11 protein-coding genes are annotated in these 18,201 nt (G+C 34.7%); 6 read left to right on the top strand and 5 right to left on the bottom strand.

What is annotated here, in order from left to right; translation table 11 throughout:
• Window positions 1–368 precede the first annotated feature (368 nt).
• The 3 genes from GOQ16_RS10615 to GOQ16_RS10625 all read right to left on the bottom strand — a co-directional run bounded on the left by GOQ16_RS10615 (window position 369) and on the right by GOQ16_RS10625 (window position 3,969).
• Window positions 369–1,379 carry a class 1 fructose-bisphosphatase gene (locus tag GOQ16_RS10615; protein WP_160069256.1) on the bottom strand — a complete coding sequence of 337 codons (1,011 nt, stop codon included), beginning with the start codon at window positions 1,377–1,379 and terminating at the stop codon, window positions 369–371.
• 10 nt (window positions 1,380–1,389) lie between these two features.
• On the bottom strand, window positions 1,390–2,892 hold the full coding sequence (locus GOQ16_RS10620) for a glyceraldehyde-3-phosphate dehydrogenase (RefSeq protein ID WP_160069257.1): 1,503 nt from the start codon (window positions 2,890–2,892) through the stop codon (window positions 1,390–1,392).
• 720 nt (window positions 2,893–3,612) lie between these two features.
• The gene (locus GOQ16_RS10625; protein WP_160069258.1) at window positions 3,613–3,969 is read right to left on the bottom strand and encodes a VOC family protein; all 357 of its coding nucleotides are present in this window, start codon (window positions 3,967–3,969) and stop codon (window positions 3,613–3,615) included.
• 364 nt (window positions 3,970–4,333) lie between these two features.
• Between GOQ16_RS10625 and GOQ16_RS10630 the strand changes: the two genes are divergently transcribed.
• Together GOQ16_RS10630 and GOQ16_RS10635 are read left to right on the top strand one after the other, a co-directional pair.
• Complete coding sequence (locus GOQ16_RS10630) at window positions 4,334–5,557, top strand: aminotransferase class I/II-fold pyridoxal phosphate-dependent enzyme (RefSeq protein WP_160069259.1); 1,224 nt, start codon at window positions 4,334–4,336, stop codon at window positions 5,555–5,557.
• 56 nt (window positions 5,558–5,613) lie between these two features.
• Window positions 5,614–6,213 (top strand): TetR/AcrR family transcriptional regulator, encoded by a 600-nt coding sequence (locus tag GOQ16_RS10635; protein WP_160069260.1) that lies wholly within the window; start codon window positions 5,614–5,616, stop codon window positions 6,211–6,213.
• A gap of 55 nt (window positions 6,214–6,268) precedes the next feature.
• Here GOQ16_RS10635 and GOQ16_RS10640 read toward each other — a convergent pair whose 3' ends face one another.
• Window positions 6,269–7,870, bottom strand: a complete 1,602-nt coding sequence (locus GOQ16_RS10640; RefSeq protein ID WP_160069261.1) for a M20/M25/M40 family metallo-hydrolase — start codon at window positions 7,868–7,870, stop codon at window positions 6,269–6,271.
• A 190-nt stretch (window positions 7,871–8,060) separates the two neighbouring features.
• Window positions 8,061–9,707, bottom strand: coding sequence for a glucose-6-phosphate isomerase (gene pgi / locus GOQ16_RS10645; RefSeq protein WP_160069262.1), 1,647 nt, complete (start codon window positions 9,705–9,707; stop codon window positions 8,061–8,063).
• 90 nt (window positions 9,708–9,797) lie between these two features.
• On the opposite strand from pgi, the gene prfB reads away from it, so the two are divergent.
• The 4 genes from prfB (at window position 9,798) to GOQ16_RS10665 (ending at window position 18,095) form a co-directional block, all read left to right on the top strand.
• Window positions 9,798–10,881 (top strand): peptide chain release factor 2 gene (gene prfB / locus GOQ16_RS10650; protein WP_160069263.1). Its coding sequence is split into 2 segments (ribosomal slippage): window positions 9,798–9,857 and window positions 9,859–10,881, totalling 1,083 coding nucleotides; the frame shifts between segments, so codons are not numbered across the junction.
• A gap of 406 nt (window positions 10,882–11,287) precedes the next feature.
• Complete coding sequence (locus tag GOQ16_RS10655) at window positions 11,288–12,817, top strand: alpha-L-fucosidase (protein ID WP_160069264.1); 1,530 nt, start codon at window positions 11,288–11,290, stop codon at window positions 12,815–12,817.
• Window positions 12,818–13,024: 207 nt separating this feature from the next.
• Complete coding sequence (locus GOQ16_RS10660; protein ID WP_204987464.1) at window positions 13,025–16,246, top strand: SusC/RagA family TonB-linked outer membrane protein; 3,222 nt, start codon at window positions 13,025–13,027, stop codon at window positions 16,244–16,246.
• Between the two features lie 10 nt (window positions 16,247–16,256).
• Window positions 16,257–18,095: a RagB/SusD family nutrient uptake outer membrane protein gene (locus tag GOQ16_RS10665; protein WP_160069265.1), complete on the top strand. Its 1,839-nt coding sequence runs from the start codon at window positions 16,257–16,259 to the stop codon at window positions 18,093–18,095.
• The last annotated feature ends 106 nt before the right edge of the window (window positions 18,096–18,201 follow it).

Consider the following 18,201-nt stretch of genomic DNA (forward strand, 5'->3'; position numbering starts at 1 on the left):
CATCTCCTGATACTATTCGTGAGTATATTCTCAATCAGGGTTAGTCGCTTACATCCCACAGGCTAAACACCTGTGGGATTTACGCTCCGTTTTATAAAATTCAACCTATTCTTGAAGATAAGCTTTTAGAAGACAGAAAAAACGGTAAACGCAATAGAAAATCTAGTCCTAATTTTATTTCTGTACTTCAGGTAAGAGATTTATCGGTAGCTTCCTTCAAATTCCATCACACGATGGACACCCCTGCCTTAAATTAACGCTTGCCAATATCAAGGCGCGATCGGGACTTACCCCCTAGAGTTTAAACCCATGCCGGGCAAATAATGAAATATGGCCTAAGAAATCTAGGCCATAAATTCAAAACTAAACTAACAACTGTAAAACATATGATTATTTATACTCTCATTTTTATATAGATTAAGTACATTCTTTACCATGTTATAGCTACCTGCAATAAATGGAATTTTTTGATGGTAGTTTAATACCTTAGCATCTAATATTGGACTCATGCCATCTATTGCCAACCCACCTGCTTGCTCGATAATCATCGCAATTGGATTACATTCGTACATAAGTCTTAATTTACCCTTTGGATTTAAACGTGTAGAAGGATACATGAATATTCCCCCACTTAATAATATCCTATGTATATCCGCAACCATAGATCCAATATAACGAAGCGTATAAGGAAGTTTATTATCATCGTCGGACTGTTTGCAAAATGTCAAATACTTTCTTATTTGTATAGGAAAATCTCCAAAATTACCTTCATTTATTGCGTATGAACTACCAGATTTACTAACTCTCATTTTAGGGTGAGTAAGAAGAAATTCACCAATATTTTTATCATACGTAAAACCATTAACACCTTTTCCAAGTGTAATTATAAGCATTGTAGAAGTACCATAAATCAAATATCCTGCGCCCATTTGCCGTCTTCCAACATTGTTGCTCAGTTTGCTAGACAGGTCTACAGGATTACCATAAATTGAAAATATACTACCCACAGACACATTTGCATCTAAATTTGATGTTCCATCCAATGGATCAATATATATTTCAAATTCAGAATCTTTTGAAGAGACTTTAAATTCAATACGTTGCTCCTTCTCTTCAGATATTAAATACCTACAAACATTTCCATCATCAAGTATATTACAAAAAACATTATGCGCTATAATATCTAAGCTGTGTTGATTTTCTCCGTGCACATTTGTCTCGAAAATATCAGTATTTAATGCAAATACATTTTTCTCAATATTATCTCTTAAGATTTTTCCACCAATTGATATGTCCATTAGAATTTTAGCCAATTCATTCGACAACCCGTTATATTGGACTTCCTCCCAAATATATTGGGATAACGTTTTAAATTTCATCACATGAAAATTATGCATGAATTAATAATTTAGACACTTCTTTTCTAGTAGATTGACTTAAATCCGAATCCCCACTAATTTGAGTGGATAACCATTGAGTAAACCCTAACACCTGCATACAGTAGCCATATTCATTATCATACCATACATATAATGTTATTGTACGACCGTCAGAAGAGATAGCTGTAGCGCATCCATCAACAACTCCTGTTGCACTATTACCAATTATATCAGATGAAACTAAATCATCTTCGTATGAAAAATCAATTTGTTTATGCTTGGATGGTGAGGATGCTGCCTGAATTAATTTATTGTGTAAATCGCCAACTGAAGTTTTCTTTTTTAAATTTAATACTAATATAGCTAAAGACCCATTAGGCATAGGCACACGAATAGCACTTGAAGTTAATTTATCTTTAAGCTGTGGAACTATTTTAGAAACTGCTTTTCCTGCACCAGTCTCAGTAATGACCATATTAATAGCTGCAGCTCTTCCTCTTCTATTTTTAGAATGTATATTATCTACAAGATTTTGATCATTTGTATAGGAATGTATAGTTTCAATATGTCCTTTTTCAATTCCGTACTCATTCTCTATTATGCTCAATATTGGTGTAATCGCATTAGTGGTACAGGAAGCCGTTGAAAAAATCTTTGTATCCGTATCAAGTATATCCTTTTCATTCACTCCAAAAACAACATTTGGTATATCCTTTCCCGGAGCTGTAACAATTATCTTAGAAATAGCATCATTCTCCAAATGATTCGATAACCCTAGATAATCTCTAAACTTTCCAGTATTATCGATAAGAATAGCGTTTCTTATACCATACATCCTATAATTTATATCATTGGATTGCTGTGCACTTATAAAACGTACCTGTTTACCATTTATAATCAAGCTATTTGTCTCTTCATCTACATCTACTCTACCTTTGAAAGGGCCATGTATAGAGTCTCGTTGCAACAAAGAAGCTCTCTTTCTTAAATAATTTAAGTTAATTGGATCTCTTGTAACTACAGCTCGTAGATCAAGGTTAATTTGCAAAGCCGGATCTGTACAAAGTTCACGTGCTAATAATCTTCCTATTCTACCGAAACCATATAATACGACATGTTTTTGATCCGTATTATTGTTTAAATGTATATACCATAGTTTGGCAATCAAAGCTTCTTTACTAAATAACTCCCCGTCATTTAAACTATCCTTTAGTAAACCAATATCAATGACGCTAGGAAGTTCCGGTAATTGAATCAATTCTTTAATAATGCATAAAATTGAATTTAGACCATTATTTTTTTTGGGTAACTCTGTCTCATTAAAAAACTTTAATAGAAAATCGACTTTTTCATCCACTAAACTATGTCCATAAAAAAGACATAAAACATCCCGGTCTTTCCATAAGATATTTGCATACAATGTTATGGTAAGGCATTCATATCGTTGATCTCGATATTGAACTATACAGTCCGCTAGATTATTGCTCATTATAATTGATTTAATTTGAGCCAAAATTAGACTTATTGTTCAAACAATGAAAAATTATTTTATCATATTGACAATTTTTAACACTCTATTTTTCCATTATTGAAAATACTAAGGTTTTTTAAGCTATTTAATTATCATTTTAATAATTTCAATTGGATTCTTTTAAAGAAATAAAAATAGATGATGACAAGTTTAAACTTTTATTAGAAAATTATTTTTGATTTATAAGGTAGAAAAATCTCAAAAAAATTAAATATTGAGAAAGTGGATATATTAAGAAAACATAATAAATCATATTAAAAAATCACCAAAACTATGACGTACAAAATCAATCCACCCTGGCAATACCAACCCTTAATGAATCTCAATAAATGGGACCGCAATGTACTCATGCTATAAATGTTACCTTTCCCGATAGCACCTAAGAAACAATAGGCTCATATCTTAACTAATTAAACTCATATTAAGCGTTTATAAAAAAAATAGTATAAAGGATGGCCCTTATGTTCATGTTTTAAAGCTTTAAAATTAAATTAACACCAAAAATAATGTAATGGCATAAAGTAAATTTTCTATCTACAAAAGATTTACAAACATCCTAAAAAGTGAAAACCAGGGTAGGGAGCCCTGGTATCATTTTAAAACAATATTACCAATTATTGAATGTAGAATATTTTTTATTATTTTTCTAGACTGTTAACATTACCTTTTTTTTAAAATAGCCATCGCTTAAATTTTACCTTTTTATTTATATGGTGGACCATCAACTAAACATAAGATATGACCAAAAGGATTCTTAACACGTGCGATCATTATTTCCTCGCCTAATGGAAAAGGTTTTTGTATTACATTTGCGCCCATTGATATTAAACGATTAAAGATTGTCGCAATATCATTTACAACAACATAAACAATATTTTTTCGCCTTCTCTCCAAAAAGTCTTCTTTCTCTTTATATAATGCTATTTCATATTTACCCAAATTAAAATATGTGTAAGTTGAATCAGCTTTATAGGGCGGCGAGTCAAAAGCAATTTCAAACCATTCTATAGCTTGATTAAATTCACTTTCACTACTAGTTTTTATAGGTAGCTTAATCATATTTCAAAAAGATTAAATAATAAATTTATCATCTTGTTAAAGAAATGTGGTGAAGAATTAATCAATTGTATTATTGCTATTCTTTCAAACGCTGCATTATTTTAAAATTTCTATATACTATAACTCAGAGTATCTTCTTGTTATAGAAACACTGAATTCATACATAATTTCATTTGGGAATATTTTATGGTTTCACGCACCAACAAAACCATAAAATAACTTTTTTTATTCCCATTATATTAAAAAATTTTCCTTTATTTTATAGTTTAATCTTGATCTATTAATCTGCCAAATAATCGTTTTTTAATATTGTGCTAAATTAATGTAGCTTTTATAAAAAAGTGGTGACATATTATTTCTATTTATGAATTTTGACAACAAAACGTTTAAAGACTTTGAAAATATTTCAGAGTTAGACATCAGTGGTAGATCAGAAATTTTTTCTGAATACCTTTCTTATGTAAGATATGATGATCAGCAAACCTATCGGGTAATTGCCACGAGTGGGTGTAATTCAAAAATTAAATTGAAAAGTGATTTTGGGGATGAGTTTATTAGTTATGTATCTAATGACTATTTAGGGTTTACACAGCACCCGGAAGTAAAAAGAGCAGCTATAGAAGGAATAACTAAATATGGAACAGGTGCAGGTGCCTCTCCATTAATTGGAGGATTCTTTGACTACCATAAACTCCTTGAAGAAAAAATTGCTGCTTTTTTTGGTTACCCAAGCGACTCATCAATAATATTCACAACAGGCTATACAGCAAATAGCGCTACACTATTAGCGTTGTTGCAAAAAGAAGATGTAGCGATATTAGATAGTGGTGTTCATACATCTGTACATGAAGGATGTATACTAACAAACAAAAAAACATTTCCTCATAATAATATCGATGCTCTAGAGAGAATCCTTCGACAATACCAAGATAAATTCAGATCGAAATTAGTCGTAGTTGACGGTATATATTCTCAAGATGGAGACACTGCCCCACTTAAGGAGATTTTAATTTTATGCAGAAAATATAACGCATATCTGATGGTTGATGATGCACACGGTATTGGTGTAACAGGAAAAACAGGACGAGGTGTATTAGAAAGAGATAACATATTAAAAGATGTAGACTTTATAACTGGAACTTTTAGTAAATCTTTTGGAAATATTGGCGGATTTGTAATCTGTAATCCAAAAAATGCAAAATTTATAAAGTTTCAAGCTAAGCAACAAATATTCTCTGCAACCGCAGGAGCTTCAACATTAGGCATTATTAAAGCTATAGATTTAATTGATGATGAACCACAATGGCTAAGACAACTTCAAGAGAATATCTTGTATTTCAATAATGGTCTTAAAAAAATCGGAGTTGATTTAGGCAATCGAGAATCAGCTATTTTCCCTATTAAAATTGGTGATGATGTTAAAACTCTATTTGTTAGTAAAGAACTTATGAAAAGGGGAATTTATACTAATCCTATTTTGTATCCAGCGGTATCTAGAGGAGACTCAAGAATACGCATGAGTTTATCAGCAGTCCATACGAAAGAACAAATGGATTATACTTTAAAAATGCTTTCACAATTGATCTAAAATAAACCACCATGCGAAAAATTGTTGATGGGGAGATTCGTAATAGAGAACGAACTATGGAAAAGCTTATAGAAGCTGTCGGAGAAATAATTATTTCAGATGGATATTCGAAGTTGGGGGTAAACAATATCGCTAGAAAAGCAATGGTAGATAAAAAGCTTATCTACCGTTATTTTGGAGGTCTTGACGAATTGATGGCTCAATATTTCCGTAAAAGAGATTTTTGGGGTCAACTTAGTGAAGGGACTTTTGATAAAATCGATTTATCATTCAAAGATCATGGAAAGCATCTAGCATCAGAATTTTTAATTCATGTATTTGACAATCTTTATAATCTTGAGGAAGCGAGAAAAATATTAACTTGGGAAATATCTGAAAAAAGTGAACATTTAAAAAGATTAAGTTTTGAGAGGGAACTTTTAGGAAAAGATATGTTTGCACAAACCGATGAATATTTTAAAGATAGTCCTATTAATCTTCGAGCATGTTATTCAATACTTCTATCAGGTGTATACTATTTAACATTGCATGCAAAAACAACTGGAGGAGAATTTTGCGAAATTGATATTAATAGTAATAAAGGACAACAAGAAATTAAGAAAGCACTATTTGACTTGATAGAATTAATATTCAACAAACCAACAAATAAATTATAAGTTGTAATTATAGCTAGAAATATAATATTTCTAGCTATAATTACACATATAGTCTTTAATATCCTACGCCTGTTCTGCGCGGCTGTCTAATCGCAGGCCAAGGTTGTGGTTTACCATCTCTACCTAACGGTAGTACACGTTGCTCTCTATTGACCAATTCAGTCTCTTCGGAAGCTTTATACGTCATAATTGCCGTTAGAATTACATTCCATTTCAAATCATCAAATACAAGTTTATCATACGTATCCAGATTGGTATGCCATGTATTATTAAAATATCCCCAAGACAAAGAGCTCAACATAAAAGCTGGTATGCCAGCAGCTACGAAAGAAGCGTGATCGGAGCCACCACCACCTGGAGAACCAGGAAATTCAGTTTTAATATCTTTTGTAATTTCTTCTGGAACGGCACTCAACCACCTTCCAACATAATCGTAAGCATGTACAAAGCCGGAGCCGTTGATGCGCTCAACGCGCCCTGTACCGTTATCCAAATTAAATACAGCTTGAGTTTTTTCTACAACATCTGGATTATCCAAAACAAAAGAACGGGAACCATTCAATCCTTGCTCCTCAGAACCCCAGAGACCTATTAAAATGGTACGCTTTGGATTCGGTAATATTTTTTTCAACACACGTGCTACCTCCATCATCGCAATCGTACCTGTACCATTATCCGTAGCGCCAGATCCACCTTCCCAAGAATCTAAATGCGCAGATAGAATAATATATTCATTTGGTTTTTCTGAACCTTTTATTTCTGCTATTGTATTAAAAGAAGGTACTGGGCCTAAGGACTTAGAAGCTGTATTGACAGCAATCTTTGGTTTAACACCATTATGCGCCAAGCGGTATAGAATGCCATAATCCTCTAGCGAAATATCTAGCGTTGGAACTTTTTTAGAGCGCGCTCCAAAAATTTTATTAGCACCGTATTCTCTTGACCAGTTGCTAGTTAAAATTCCAATTGCACCAGCATTTTCTAATATTCCGGGAATAGAATTTACATTATATCCTGTCGCTCTTATTTTATTTGCCCATGCCACACTTAAAGAATCACGATGCTTATTCATCTTGGCAATAGATTCAACGGTACCGTATTTTTCCCAATCATGATCTGGACGGCCTGTTGGTTGCGGCATAGAAATCATAACATATTTACCTTTCACATTCGGCAACCAATTCTGAAAACTGATCGAATCTTTGATTTCAGGCAGTGCAATTACCTCTCCTTCTATGGTTTTTCCTTTAGTACTCGGACTCCATGCTAATTGCGTTCCAGCTAAGGTCTTTATTCGCGGATATACCATATCTATGTGCGAAATACCACGCTCCCATCCTTCCCATTCACCAAACTGCTGATTTTTCGCCGAAATACCCCAGCTTTCAAACTTCTTGACGGCCCAATTATTGGCATTTGTCATACCTGAAGTACCTACTAGACGCGGTCCTACTACATCAAGTAATTCAAAAGCTAATCCTTCCAATTGAGAGTTCTTATTTACCTCTTCTACTATTTTGGTAACAATTGGATCTAAGTTTTGCGCAGGTCGCTGTCCTCTTGTTTGAGCAAAAGCAGTATCATAAGATACGAAACCTAAAAGGATTGCACTGGACCAAACTAAAGATCTACCCTGACGGATGAATGTTTGTTTCATAGTTTGTTAAATTGTAGTTAGTTCATATGTATAATTCGAATTTAGGTATTTAAATTAAATACTCACGTAAAATCCTAGATACGCATTATTAAAACATTTTTGCTTAGACTGCATTTATCAATACTCATTTAAAACAAAACGAGGTGAATAGTTGTACTATTCACCTCGTTTTGTTTTAAATATAGAGCTTTTATCGCCAAGCTTTATATTGATTGATCAATCCATTTGTCGAGCTGTCATGAGATCCCACTGCTTCTGCTCCACTCAATTCAGGAAGAATTTTAGAAGCTAATTGCTTACCCAATTCCACTCCCCATTGGTCAAAACTGTAAATATTCCAAATAATTCCTTGGACAAAAATCTTGTGTTCGTAAATAGCAATTAATGAACCTAATGATCTTGGTGTAATTTCTTTCAAAAGGATAGAGTTTGTCGGACGATTGCCTTCGAAAACTTTATAGTTCTTTAATTTATCGATTTCTTCTTGCGATTTTCCAGCTTTAACAAATTCCGCTACGACTTCTTCTTCTGTCTTACCGTTCATTAATGCCTCTGTCTGCGCAAAGAAATTTGAAAGCAACAATTGATGATGATTTCCAATTGGATTATGTGAGTTAGCAGGTGCTATAAAATCACAAGGAATCAATTTCGTACCTTGGTGTATCAATTGGTAGAATGCATGCTGTCCATTTGTACCAGGCTCACCCCAAATAATTGGCCCAGTCTGATAATCAATACGATTACCATTGCGATCGATGTATTTTCCGTTACTCTCCATATCTCCTTGTTGGAAATAAGCAGCAAAACGGTGCAAATATTGATCATAAGGTAAAATAGCATGACTTTCTGCTTCAAAGAAATTGTTATACCAAATACCTAATAATGCTAGAATAACAGGAATATTCTCTTCAAACTCGGTCGTACGGAAATGTTCGTCCGCTTCGTATGCACCTTTTAATAATTCTTCAAAATTATCGTATCCAATGCCTAAAGCAATAGAAAGACCAATAGCTGACCATAAAGAATAACGACCTCCAACCCAATCCCAAAACTCAAACATATTTTTGGTGTCAATCCCAAAAGCAGAAACACCTTTTTCGTTTGTGCTCAAAGCCACGAAATGTTTCGCTACATCTGCCTCCAAAGCGCCAGATTGCAAAAACCAATCTTTTGCAGATTGTGCATTTGCCATTGTTTCTTGTGTAGTAAAAGTTTTTGAGGCAATCAGAAATAACGTGGTTTCAGGATTTACTTTTTTCAACGTTTCCGCGATATGCGTACCGTCCACGTTCGAAACAAAATGAAGATTTAAACGCGTTTTATACGGTTTTAATGCTTCCGTAACCATGACAGGCCCTAAATCCGAACCACCAATACCAATATTGACTACATCAGTAATTTCTTTTCCCGTGAAACCTTTCCATTGGCCAGATACAATCTGATTTACGAATTCTTTCATATGCGCCAATACTGCACGCACTTTAGGCATCACATCTTCGCCGTCAACTAATACATAATGATCAGATTGATTACGCAACGCCGTATGTAGTACTTTTCTACCTTCCGTTACATTGATTTTTTCACCATCAAACATCGCTTTAATTGCCGCGTCCAGTTTGCATTCTTTAGCCAATTGAATTAATAATGCTAAAGTTTGTTCATTGATTCTGTTTTTGGAAAAATCCAATAAAATATCATTGAATAGGATAGAAAATTTTTCAAAACGAGCTGGATCTTCGGCAAATAAATCTTTTAGAGATTTTTCATTTAAGGTGATGTAGTGATCTACGAGGTATTTATAAGATGATGTTTGTGTAAAATCTATACTGGGAAACATGTTTAAGTTTTATATTTATTAATAATTAAACAAATATAATGTAAAATCGTTGAATTTCTAATTTACCAATTTACTTACTACCTTTGATTTATGACCAAAGAACAAATACAAGACTTGAGGGATCGCGTGATGTCCCTGAGGAGGCATCTTTGACATCGATGCGAAAAAAGCAGAGATTGAAAAAGACACAGAAATAACGCTTCAATCCAATTTTTGGGATTCTCCCAAAGAAGCCGAAAAAGTATTACACGGCATAAAAAACTTAAAAATCTGGACAGAACATTTTGATCAGGTATCGGCAGCAGTTGACGATGTCGCTGTTATGTATGAATTCTTTCAATCTGGGGATGCAAGTGAAAAAGATGCTGAAGAGCAATATCAACTAGCATTGAGAGAAGTTGAAGAGCTGGAATTCAAAAATATGCTTAGCGCAGAAGAAGACCAACTGGATGCTATTCTGCAAATCACGGCAGGTGCTGGAGGAACTGAATCTTGTGATTGGGCCGCAATGTTGATGCGTATGTACATCATGTGGGGCGAAAAACATGGATGCAAAGTCACCGAACAAGATTACCAAGAAGGCGATGTCGCTGGTATTAAAACAGTAACATTGCAGTTTTCAGGCAACTTTGCATATGGCTATTTGAAAGGCGAAAATGGTGTACATCGTTTGGTTCGTATCTCACCTTTTGACTCCAATGCCAAACGCCATACCTCATTTGCGTCCGTATATGTGTATCCATTGGTAGATGACAATATCGAGATTGATATTAAAGATTCGGAAATAGAATTTGATACTTTCCGTGCTGGAGGTGCTGGTGGACAAAATGTAAATAAAGTGGAAACAGCCGTACGTTTGCACCACAAACCTTCTGGAATTATCATTAAAAACCAAGAATCACGGTCCCAATTGCAAAACAAGGAGAATGCTTTGCGCTTATTGAAATCACAGTTGTACGAAATCGAAATGCGTAAACGCCAAGAAGCTTCAGCAGCGATTGAAGGTTCGAAAAAGAAAATTGAATGGGGCTCTCAAATCCGTAATTACGTATTACATCCTTATAAACTGATTAAAGATTTGAGAACAGGAACCGAAACTTCCAATACACAGGCGGTATTAGACGGTGATTTGGATGAGTTCTTAAAAACTTATTTAATGGAGTTTGGGGGATAGTATTATTGTTGATGCTTAAATACATTATTGTTTTCGTATTTAAGCATTAACATTTAGTAACTAACTACAAGTCCATAGTTGAATCGATTATTATCTGAATTGGTATAAATTTCATATTATACAATATATTATCTACATATTTTTTAAATTAATTCCATCCAATTAATATCCCCTAAAATTCCACACAACAAAAACAGAGCAAACCCACTACCTATCTGACAGTTACATAATTCCAAAATTTCAAAGTCCCTTTCTCTTAATATCACTATATTAATTGAGCATGTTAATATAGTTTATAAAATGGCTAATAAAACATATAATTTCCAAATTTTCAACAGCTAGATTTGATTAATTATGTTTGACATAATATTAACAAATTAATACAACAATTATTTAGCTTAACATTATGAAAAAATTGACTTTTGCTTTCTGCATATTATTTGGGATGTGGCTCCAATCTTCCGCACAGAACTATGTAAAGCTCAGCCCGAATGACACTGAAGAAGAAATGGTTAGAAAGGCTGCTTCGGTTAAACCGACCACAAGACAGCTTAACTGGCAGAAGTTAGAAATCACAGGCTTTATACATTTCGGTATAAATACTTTCACAGGTAAAGAATGGGGAGATGGAACCGAAAGTCCTAAACTATTCAATCCTACAAAATTAGAAACGGATCAATGGGTAAGAATTGCAAAAGAGTCAGGGATAAAACTTCTAATTCTTACGGCAAAACACCATGATGGCTTTTGTTTATGGCCAACGAATACTACTGATTATTCAATAAAGAAGGCGCCATATAAAAATGGAGAAGGCGATATTTTAAAAGAATTAGCTGAGTCTTGTAAGAAATACGACGTGAAAATCGGCGTTTACTTATCTCCATGGGATAGAAATGCGAAGTCATATGGCACTGATCAATACAACGAAATGTTTCGTAATCAACTCAAAGAAGTTTTAACTAATTATGGGAAGATTGATGAAGTGTGGTTTGATGGAGCAAATGGCGAAGGTCCAAATGGGAAGAAGCAAGAATATGATTGGGCTTCGTACTACAGTGTAATTCGTGAGCTACAACCGGAGGCCGTGATAGCAGTAATGGGACCAGATGTTCGCTGGGTGGGAACCGAAACAGGTTATGGCAGAGATACAGAATGGTCAGTTGTTCCTACAAACAATTTGGATCAAAATAAAATCGCCGAAGGTTCCCAGCAACAAATGAATATTAAGCCGGCCGGGGATATGCGTAGGAAAGATGTGGGTAGTCGCGATGTAATAAGAAAAGCTGAAGGATTAGTGTGGTATCCTGCCGAGACAGATGTATCAATTAGACCAGGATGGTTCTATCACGAGAATCAAAATTCGAAAGTAAAATCTCCAGAAAAATTGTTGGATATTTATTTCAACTCGGTAGGTAAAAATGGGGTATTGCTTTTAAATATTCCGCCAACACGAGAAGGATTGTTTCATTCTATTGACGAAAATAATTTGCTGAATTGGAAGCATCTTAGGGATTCAATTTTTGAAAATAATTTACTTCAAGCCAAACGAGTAAAGTTGAAAAAGGATAAAAGCAGAATTCTGAAGAAGGATGATGGTGAAAAAATTTGGACTACAAAACAGGAAAACGAACAGTTAGTTTTCGAGTATTCTGCCAAAAAGCCATTTAAAACGAACATTATTCAATTAGGTGAATACATTAAATGGGGACAGCGTGTTGAAAAGTTTGAACTTCAAATTTTGAAAGATCGCCAATGGACAACAGTTGCTACAGGAACAACTATTGGATACAAGCGCATTGTAACATTCCCTGAGCTAACTACAAATCAAGTACGAATCATTATAACACAATCACGTATCAAACCTTTTCTCGACAAAATCGGCCTCTATCACTATGAAGGAGTTGATCGTCTAGAAGGTAATACAGAAAAAAAATAACCTATTCAAACAAAACCACGGCCACATATCTGCTCATAGGACTGCATGGGCAGATATGTTTCGATTTAATTAATTAAGAAAAACTAAACTACTATTAGAAAGGAGGTATAGGACTGCTATGCGATAAAATATCTATAATCCTATATTAAAATAACGTAGAGTTAACCCTTATCAACTCTATAACACATCTATTTAACCAATTAATTTATGATAAAATTTTTAACACCTCCATTCTATGCTGTGAAAAGGAGAAATACCACAGTATTCACAGTCCTTATGACTGCAGCAGTATCATCTGGTTTTGCAAACACCTTAAACTTAGATAAAGGTATTGTCAAAGAACATACCTTTAAAAATACTGGAATTTACAGCAACCAATTAAAATTCAACACTAAACAAACTACTATTCGTGGTAAAGTTGTAGATAAAGATAATAATGCTTTAGCTGGAGTAAATATTTCGGTGGTCGGATCAAAGGAATCCACGCTTTCTGCGGCTGATGGATCATTTACTATTAAGGGCAATATTGGAGCAGAATTAATTTTTACATATGTAGGTTTTAATAAAGTTGAATACAAAGTTGAATCTTTAGAAGACAATACAATCATGCTCACGGAGAACAGTGAAGAGCTGGAAGAAGCTGTAGTTGTCGGTTTTGGGACGCAAAAGAAATCGAGTGTTGTGAGTTCCATTACAAGTGTCAAAGGTTCAGATTTAAGATTTCCAACAAGAAATTTAACCAACAATTTAGCAGGGCAACTACCTGGTTTAATTGCCATTCAACGCTCTGGCGAACCAGGTTATGACAATTCTGAATTCTGGATTCGCGGCGTAAGTTCTTTTTCTGGTGGCACAAGTCCATTAGTATTAGTTGATGGTATACCTCGCGCCATGCAAGACATTGAACCTGATGAAATTGATACTTTTACACTTTTGAAGGATGCCGCAGCAACTGCTGTATATGGAGCTGAGGGAGCCAATGGTGTAATCATCATTACCTCAAAACGTGGTATGAGTCAAAAAACTCAGGTAAACTACAGAGGAGAATATAGCGTGATGAAACCGACTAGATTGCCTGAATTTTTAAATTCTGCAGACTACATGATGCTCTATAATGAAGCTTTGAAAAACGAAGGTTCTGCAATAATGTTCTCTGAGGAATTAATAGAAAATTACCGCAAGGGGGAAGATTTGGATTTATATCCAAATACGAATTGGTTAGATCTTATGCTAGACGATAAGACCAACAATATGAGACATACACTAAATTTTAGAGGTGGTGGCGATATTGCTAAATTCTTTGTATCAGGAGCGTATTTTTCTGAAAGTGGGATTTTTAAACAAAATGAACTTGCGGAATACAATAATAATATCGGACTTAAGCGATATAATTTACGTTCGAACGTAGACTTACAAGTCACTAAGTCGACTTCATTGTTTGTTGATCTAAGTGGACAATACCTGACAACCAACTATCCTGGTGTTGGCACTGGTTTGATATTTCAACGAATGACTACAATTCCTTCATACATTATTCCAGCAAGATACTCTGATGGCACCATTCCTGGCCATCCACGTCCGAGTAACAATCGAATCAACCCATACAATTTATTGATGGAATCGGGCTATGCGAAAGAATGGAGATCAAGTGTACAGTCGAATGTTGGGGTTAAGCAAAATTTAAACTTCATTACAGAAGGATTAACTGCGCAAGGTAATATTAGTTACGATGCCGTAATGAACTATTACATGACGCGTACCAAAACGCCTAAGCAGTTTTATGCAACTGGAAGAAACCCTGATGGTTCATTAATCTATCGAGAAGTTGTTGCTGGTAACCCTGATTTTGGTGAACCTTCAGAAACTAACAACGGAAATAAAAACATCTATTTAGAAATGTCCTTGAGGTATAACCGAAAATTTCTTGAAAAGCATGATGTGGGAGGAATGCTCTTGACGTACCAAAAGGAATCTCAATTGCACAGTGAAGCTTTAGCTTTTCGTAAGCAAGGCTACGTTGGTCGCGTCACTTATGGATTTGATAATCGCTATGCAATAGAAGGTAACTTTGGTTTTACAGGATCAGAAACTTTTGCACAAGATTATCGTTTTGGATTTTTCCCAGCAGTAGGAGCATCATGGACTATTAGTAATGAACCATTTTTAAGTGATAATTTTAAATCGGTAGTAAACAATTTACGTTTACGTGCTTCTTTAGGACGTACTGGTAATGATAATACAGGAGGTGCTAGATTTTTATATAGAGGAACATTTGCGACTGGCGCAGCTGGCTATCCTTTTGGGATCGGTGGATCAGGCACACTAAATGGTCTAGCAGGACTAATAGAAGGCCGTTTTGAAGCACCTTATCTATCTTGGGAAATTGAGGATAAGAAAAATTTAGGTTTAGAAATTGGTTTATGGAATAATAAAATAGATTTACAAGTTGATTATTTTGATAACCATCGTTCAAATATTTTATTACAAAGACGTACCGTATCAGCCGTGGCAGGATTTCGTCAAAATCCATGGCAGAATTTCGGAAAAGTTACCAATCAAGGTGTCGATGGAAGTTTAAATATTAGACAAAAAATTGGCAGTGAATTTATTTTGAGTGCACGCGGTAATGTTACCTATGCCCGTAATAAAATCATCGAATACGATGAAATTCCACAGTTATACCCATGGATGAACGATACAGGCAATCGCCTAAGAAGTTGGAATTTGTATATAGCGGATGGTTTGTACAAGCATGATGATTTCATTATCACAGATAATAATGGCGTAAAGACATATCAATTGAAAGAAGGCGTAGTTAGCTCAACACTCAGCTCAAATATCCGCCCAGGAGATATTAAATATAAAGATTTGAATGGTGACGGGATCATTAATCAATACGATCAAACGAAGCTTGCTGCCAACCCAAATGTTCCTGAATTAATTTATGGATTTGGTTTATCTGGTGAGTACAAAAGCTTCTATGCTAATGTATTTTTTCAGGGAGCTGGAAAAGTATCAACAGTTCTTGGCGCTAATACACCTGCGGGATTCTTCCCTTTCCAGTGGGGTGTGGATGAATCAAACTTACGCGTACAAGCACTAGACCGCTGGACTGAAGAAAATCCTTCTGATGATGTATTTTATCCAAGATTACACTCTGCAACATTTGCTAACAATTCCGTAGCAAGTACATGGTGGTTGAGAGACGCTTCTTTTATTCGATTAAAAAATGTTGAATTAGGATATAGGTTTAAAGAAACAGGATTGTCAAAATATGGCTTAAAATCAGGTAGAATTTATTTGAACGGAAATAACATTCACGTGTGGGATAACATAAAAATGTGGGATCCTGAATTAGGAAATGCAAATGAAGGCCTTAATTATCCAATACCTTCTGCCTATACATTTGGACTTGAATTTAACTTCTAAAAAATAAATTATGAAAAAGATACGTAATACATATAAAATGATGCTTGTTTTAGCCTCATTAACCTTAACCAACTGTAATAAAGATTTTTTAAACGTCTCAGATGAATTGGCAGGCCAACTGACCATGACCGAAATTTTTGAAAATGCAGGATATACAAGAAATTGGCACCGCAATATATTTACAGGGATTCCAAATAGCTCAGGGATGATTTTAGATGAAGGTCCCTTAACTAATCCATGGACAGGCTCTTCGGATGAACTAAAAATGGCGCAAGGAACTTTAAGAACATTGAATTCAAATGGTTTTAACTCCGGTAATGCACCATTTCATAGATGGGGAGGATTGTATACATTAATTAGACAAGCCAATCTCTTCATAGAAAATGCGAAGGAGATTCCCCAATCAGGAGATACAGATTTTATTGATGCTGTCGAATTAAAAAAGATGAAAGCACAAGCAAGATTTTTACGTGCTTATTATCATTATCTATTATTTGAGCAGTATGGACCTGTACCAATTATGGAATCCTCCATTGATCCCTCTTCAAGTGAAATTGATTTCGAAAGAAACTCAGTTGATGAAGTTGTAGATTATTTGTACAAAGAATTGACGGAAGTTTCCACAGACTTAGACGAAATAAACACAGATCAGAATTATCTGGCGTTGCCAACTAAAGGTGTAGCTTTAGCAGTAAGAGCAAAACTAATGATTTATGCAGCAAGTCCATTGTATAATGGTGGGTATGAAGAAGCATTAGCTGTTACAAATCCATCTGGAAAAAAGCTTTTCAGTGCTGCCGATCCTTCAAAATGGAATAAAGCTGAAGTAGCTCTACGAGATTTTATCGCCTTTGCAGAATCAGGAAAATACGAATTATATAAAGCTTATACCAATGGACAATATGATCCCGACAAATCATTATATGAATTGTTTATGCAGTATAATTCCGAAATCATCTGGGCTAACCCTAATCAATCATGGGGTGCAGTAAACGGTGAAGGTGTGGACAGAAGAGCTACACCAAGGTCAGAAAATGCGGGATTTGCAAATATTGCTGTTACCCAAGAATTGGTTGATGATTTCTTTATGAATGATGGATTATCAATTGAAGAATCACCAAAATACTCAGAAGATGGTTTTTCGGTTGAGGGCGATGATGTGACTGGACGTACAGAAGTTGGAACATATAAAATGTGGATCAATAGAGAACCAAGATTTTATCAAACTGTTTTTTATCACGGACGTAAATGGCATTTGACAAATAGAGTAGTCAAATTTAACCGTGGCAATGGAAATGACAACACGGCTGCCGATCACCCCTGGTCAGGATACTTATTGTATAAACGAATCTCTAGAAATGTACATAACCAAGGTTCATTTCCAAAAAGTCAATATAGACCATCAATAATTTTTAGGTTAGCAGAATTTCAATTGCTCTATGCGGAAGCTATGAATGAGGTTAATCCATCCAATCCGTTAATTATCGATTATATAGATAAAGTAAGAGAAAGAGCGGGAGTACCCAAATTAAGAGATATTAAGTCTAATATTATAGGCAACCAAAATCTACAACGTGAAGCGATTCGTGCAGAGATACGTGTTGAATTAGCTACGGAAGGTCAACGTTACTTTGATGTGAGACGATGGATGATTGCTGAAAATGAAGTGGGTAAAGGCGGCCAAGGTGGATTATTCTACGGAATGAACATGGGAGCAACGAGCGAAACTGAATTTTTCAAAAGAACATCTTATGAGAACAGAGCTTTTGCGAGAGAGATGTACCTGTACCCAATACCTTTAGCTGAAATTCAAAAAAGTAAAAAATTAGTTCAGAATCCAGGTTGGTAATGTTCTTCCAGTTCTGAAAAAATTAAAATAAAGCATCCAAATCGGCTGCTTAATTTTATTAAAAAATGGCGATATCCACAGGATACCGCCATTTTTAATAATTTCT

It is taken from the genome of Sphingobacterium bovisgrunnientis (assembly GCF_009829085.1).
GTDB classification, from domain to species: Bacteria; Bacteroidota; Bacteroidia; order Sphingobacteriales; family Sphingobacteriaceae; genus Sphingobacterium; species Sphingobacterium bovisgrunnientis.

Bases quoted from the DNA above. Each gene is read 5' to 3' on its own strand.
- GOQ16_RS10615 (WP_160069256.1), bottom strand. From the start codon at position 1,379: ATGAAATTTAAAACGTTATCCCAATATATTTGGGAGGAAGTCCAATAT.
- GOQ16_RS10625 (WP_160069258.1), bottom strand. From the start codon at position 3,969: ATGATTAAGCTACCTATAAAAACTAGTAGTGAAAGTGAATTTAATCAA.
- GOQ16_RS10630 (WP_160069259.1), top strand. From the start codon at position 4,334: ATGAATTTTGACAACAAAACGTTTAAAGACTTTGAAAATATTTCAGAG.
- GOQ16_RS10635 (WP_160069260.1), top strand. From the start codon at position 5,614: ATGGAAAAGCTTATAGAAGCTGTCGGAGAAATAATTATTTCAGATGGA.
- GOQ16_RS10640 (WP_160069261.1), bottom strand. From the start codon at position 7,870: ATGAAACAAACATTCATCCGTCAGGGTAGATCTTTAGTTTGGTCCAGT.
- pgi (WP_160069262.1), bottom strand. From the start codon at position 9,707: ATGTTTCCCAGTATAGATTTTACACAAACATCATCTTATAAATACCTC.
- GOQ16_RS10655 (WP_160069264.1), top strand. From the start codon at position 11,288: ATGAAAAAATTGACTTTTGCTTTCTGCATATTATTTGGGATGTGGCTC.
- GOQ16_RS10660 (WP_204987464.1), top strand. From the start codon at position 13,025: ATGATAAAATTTTTAACACCTCCATTCTATGCTGTGAAAAGGAGAAAT.
- GOQ16_RS10665 (WP_160069265.1), top strand. From the start codon at position 16,257: ATGAAAAAGATACGTAATACATATAAAATGATGCTTGTTTTAGCCTCA.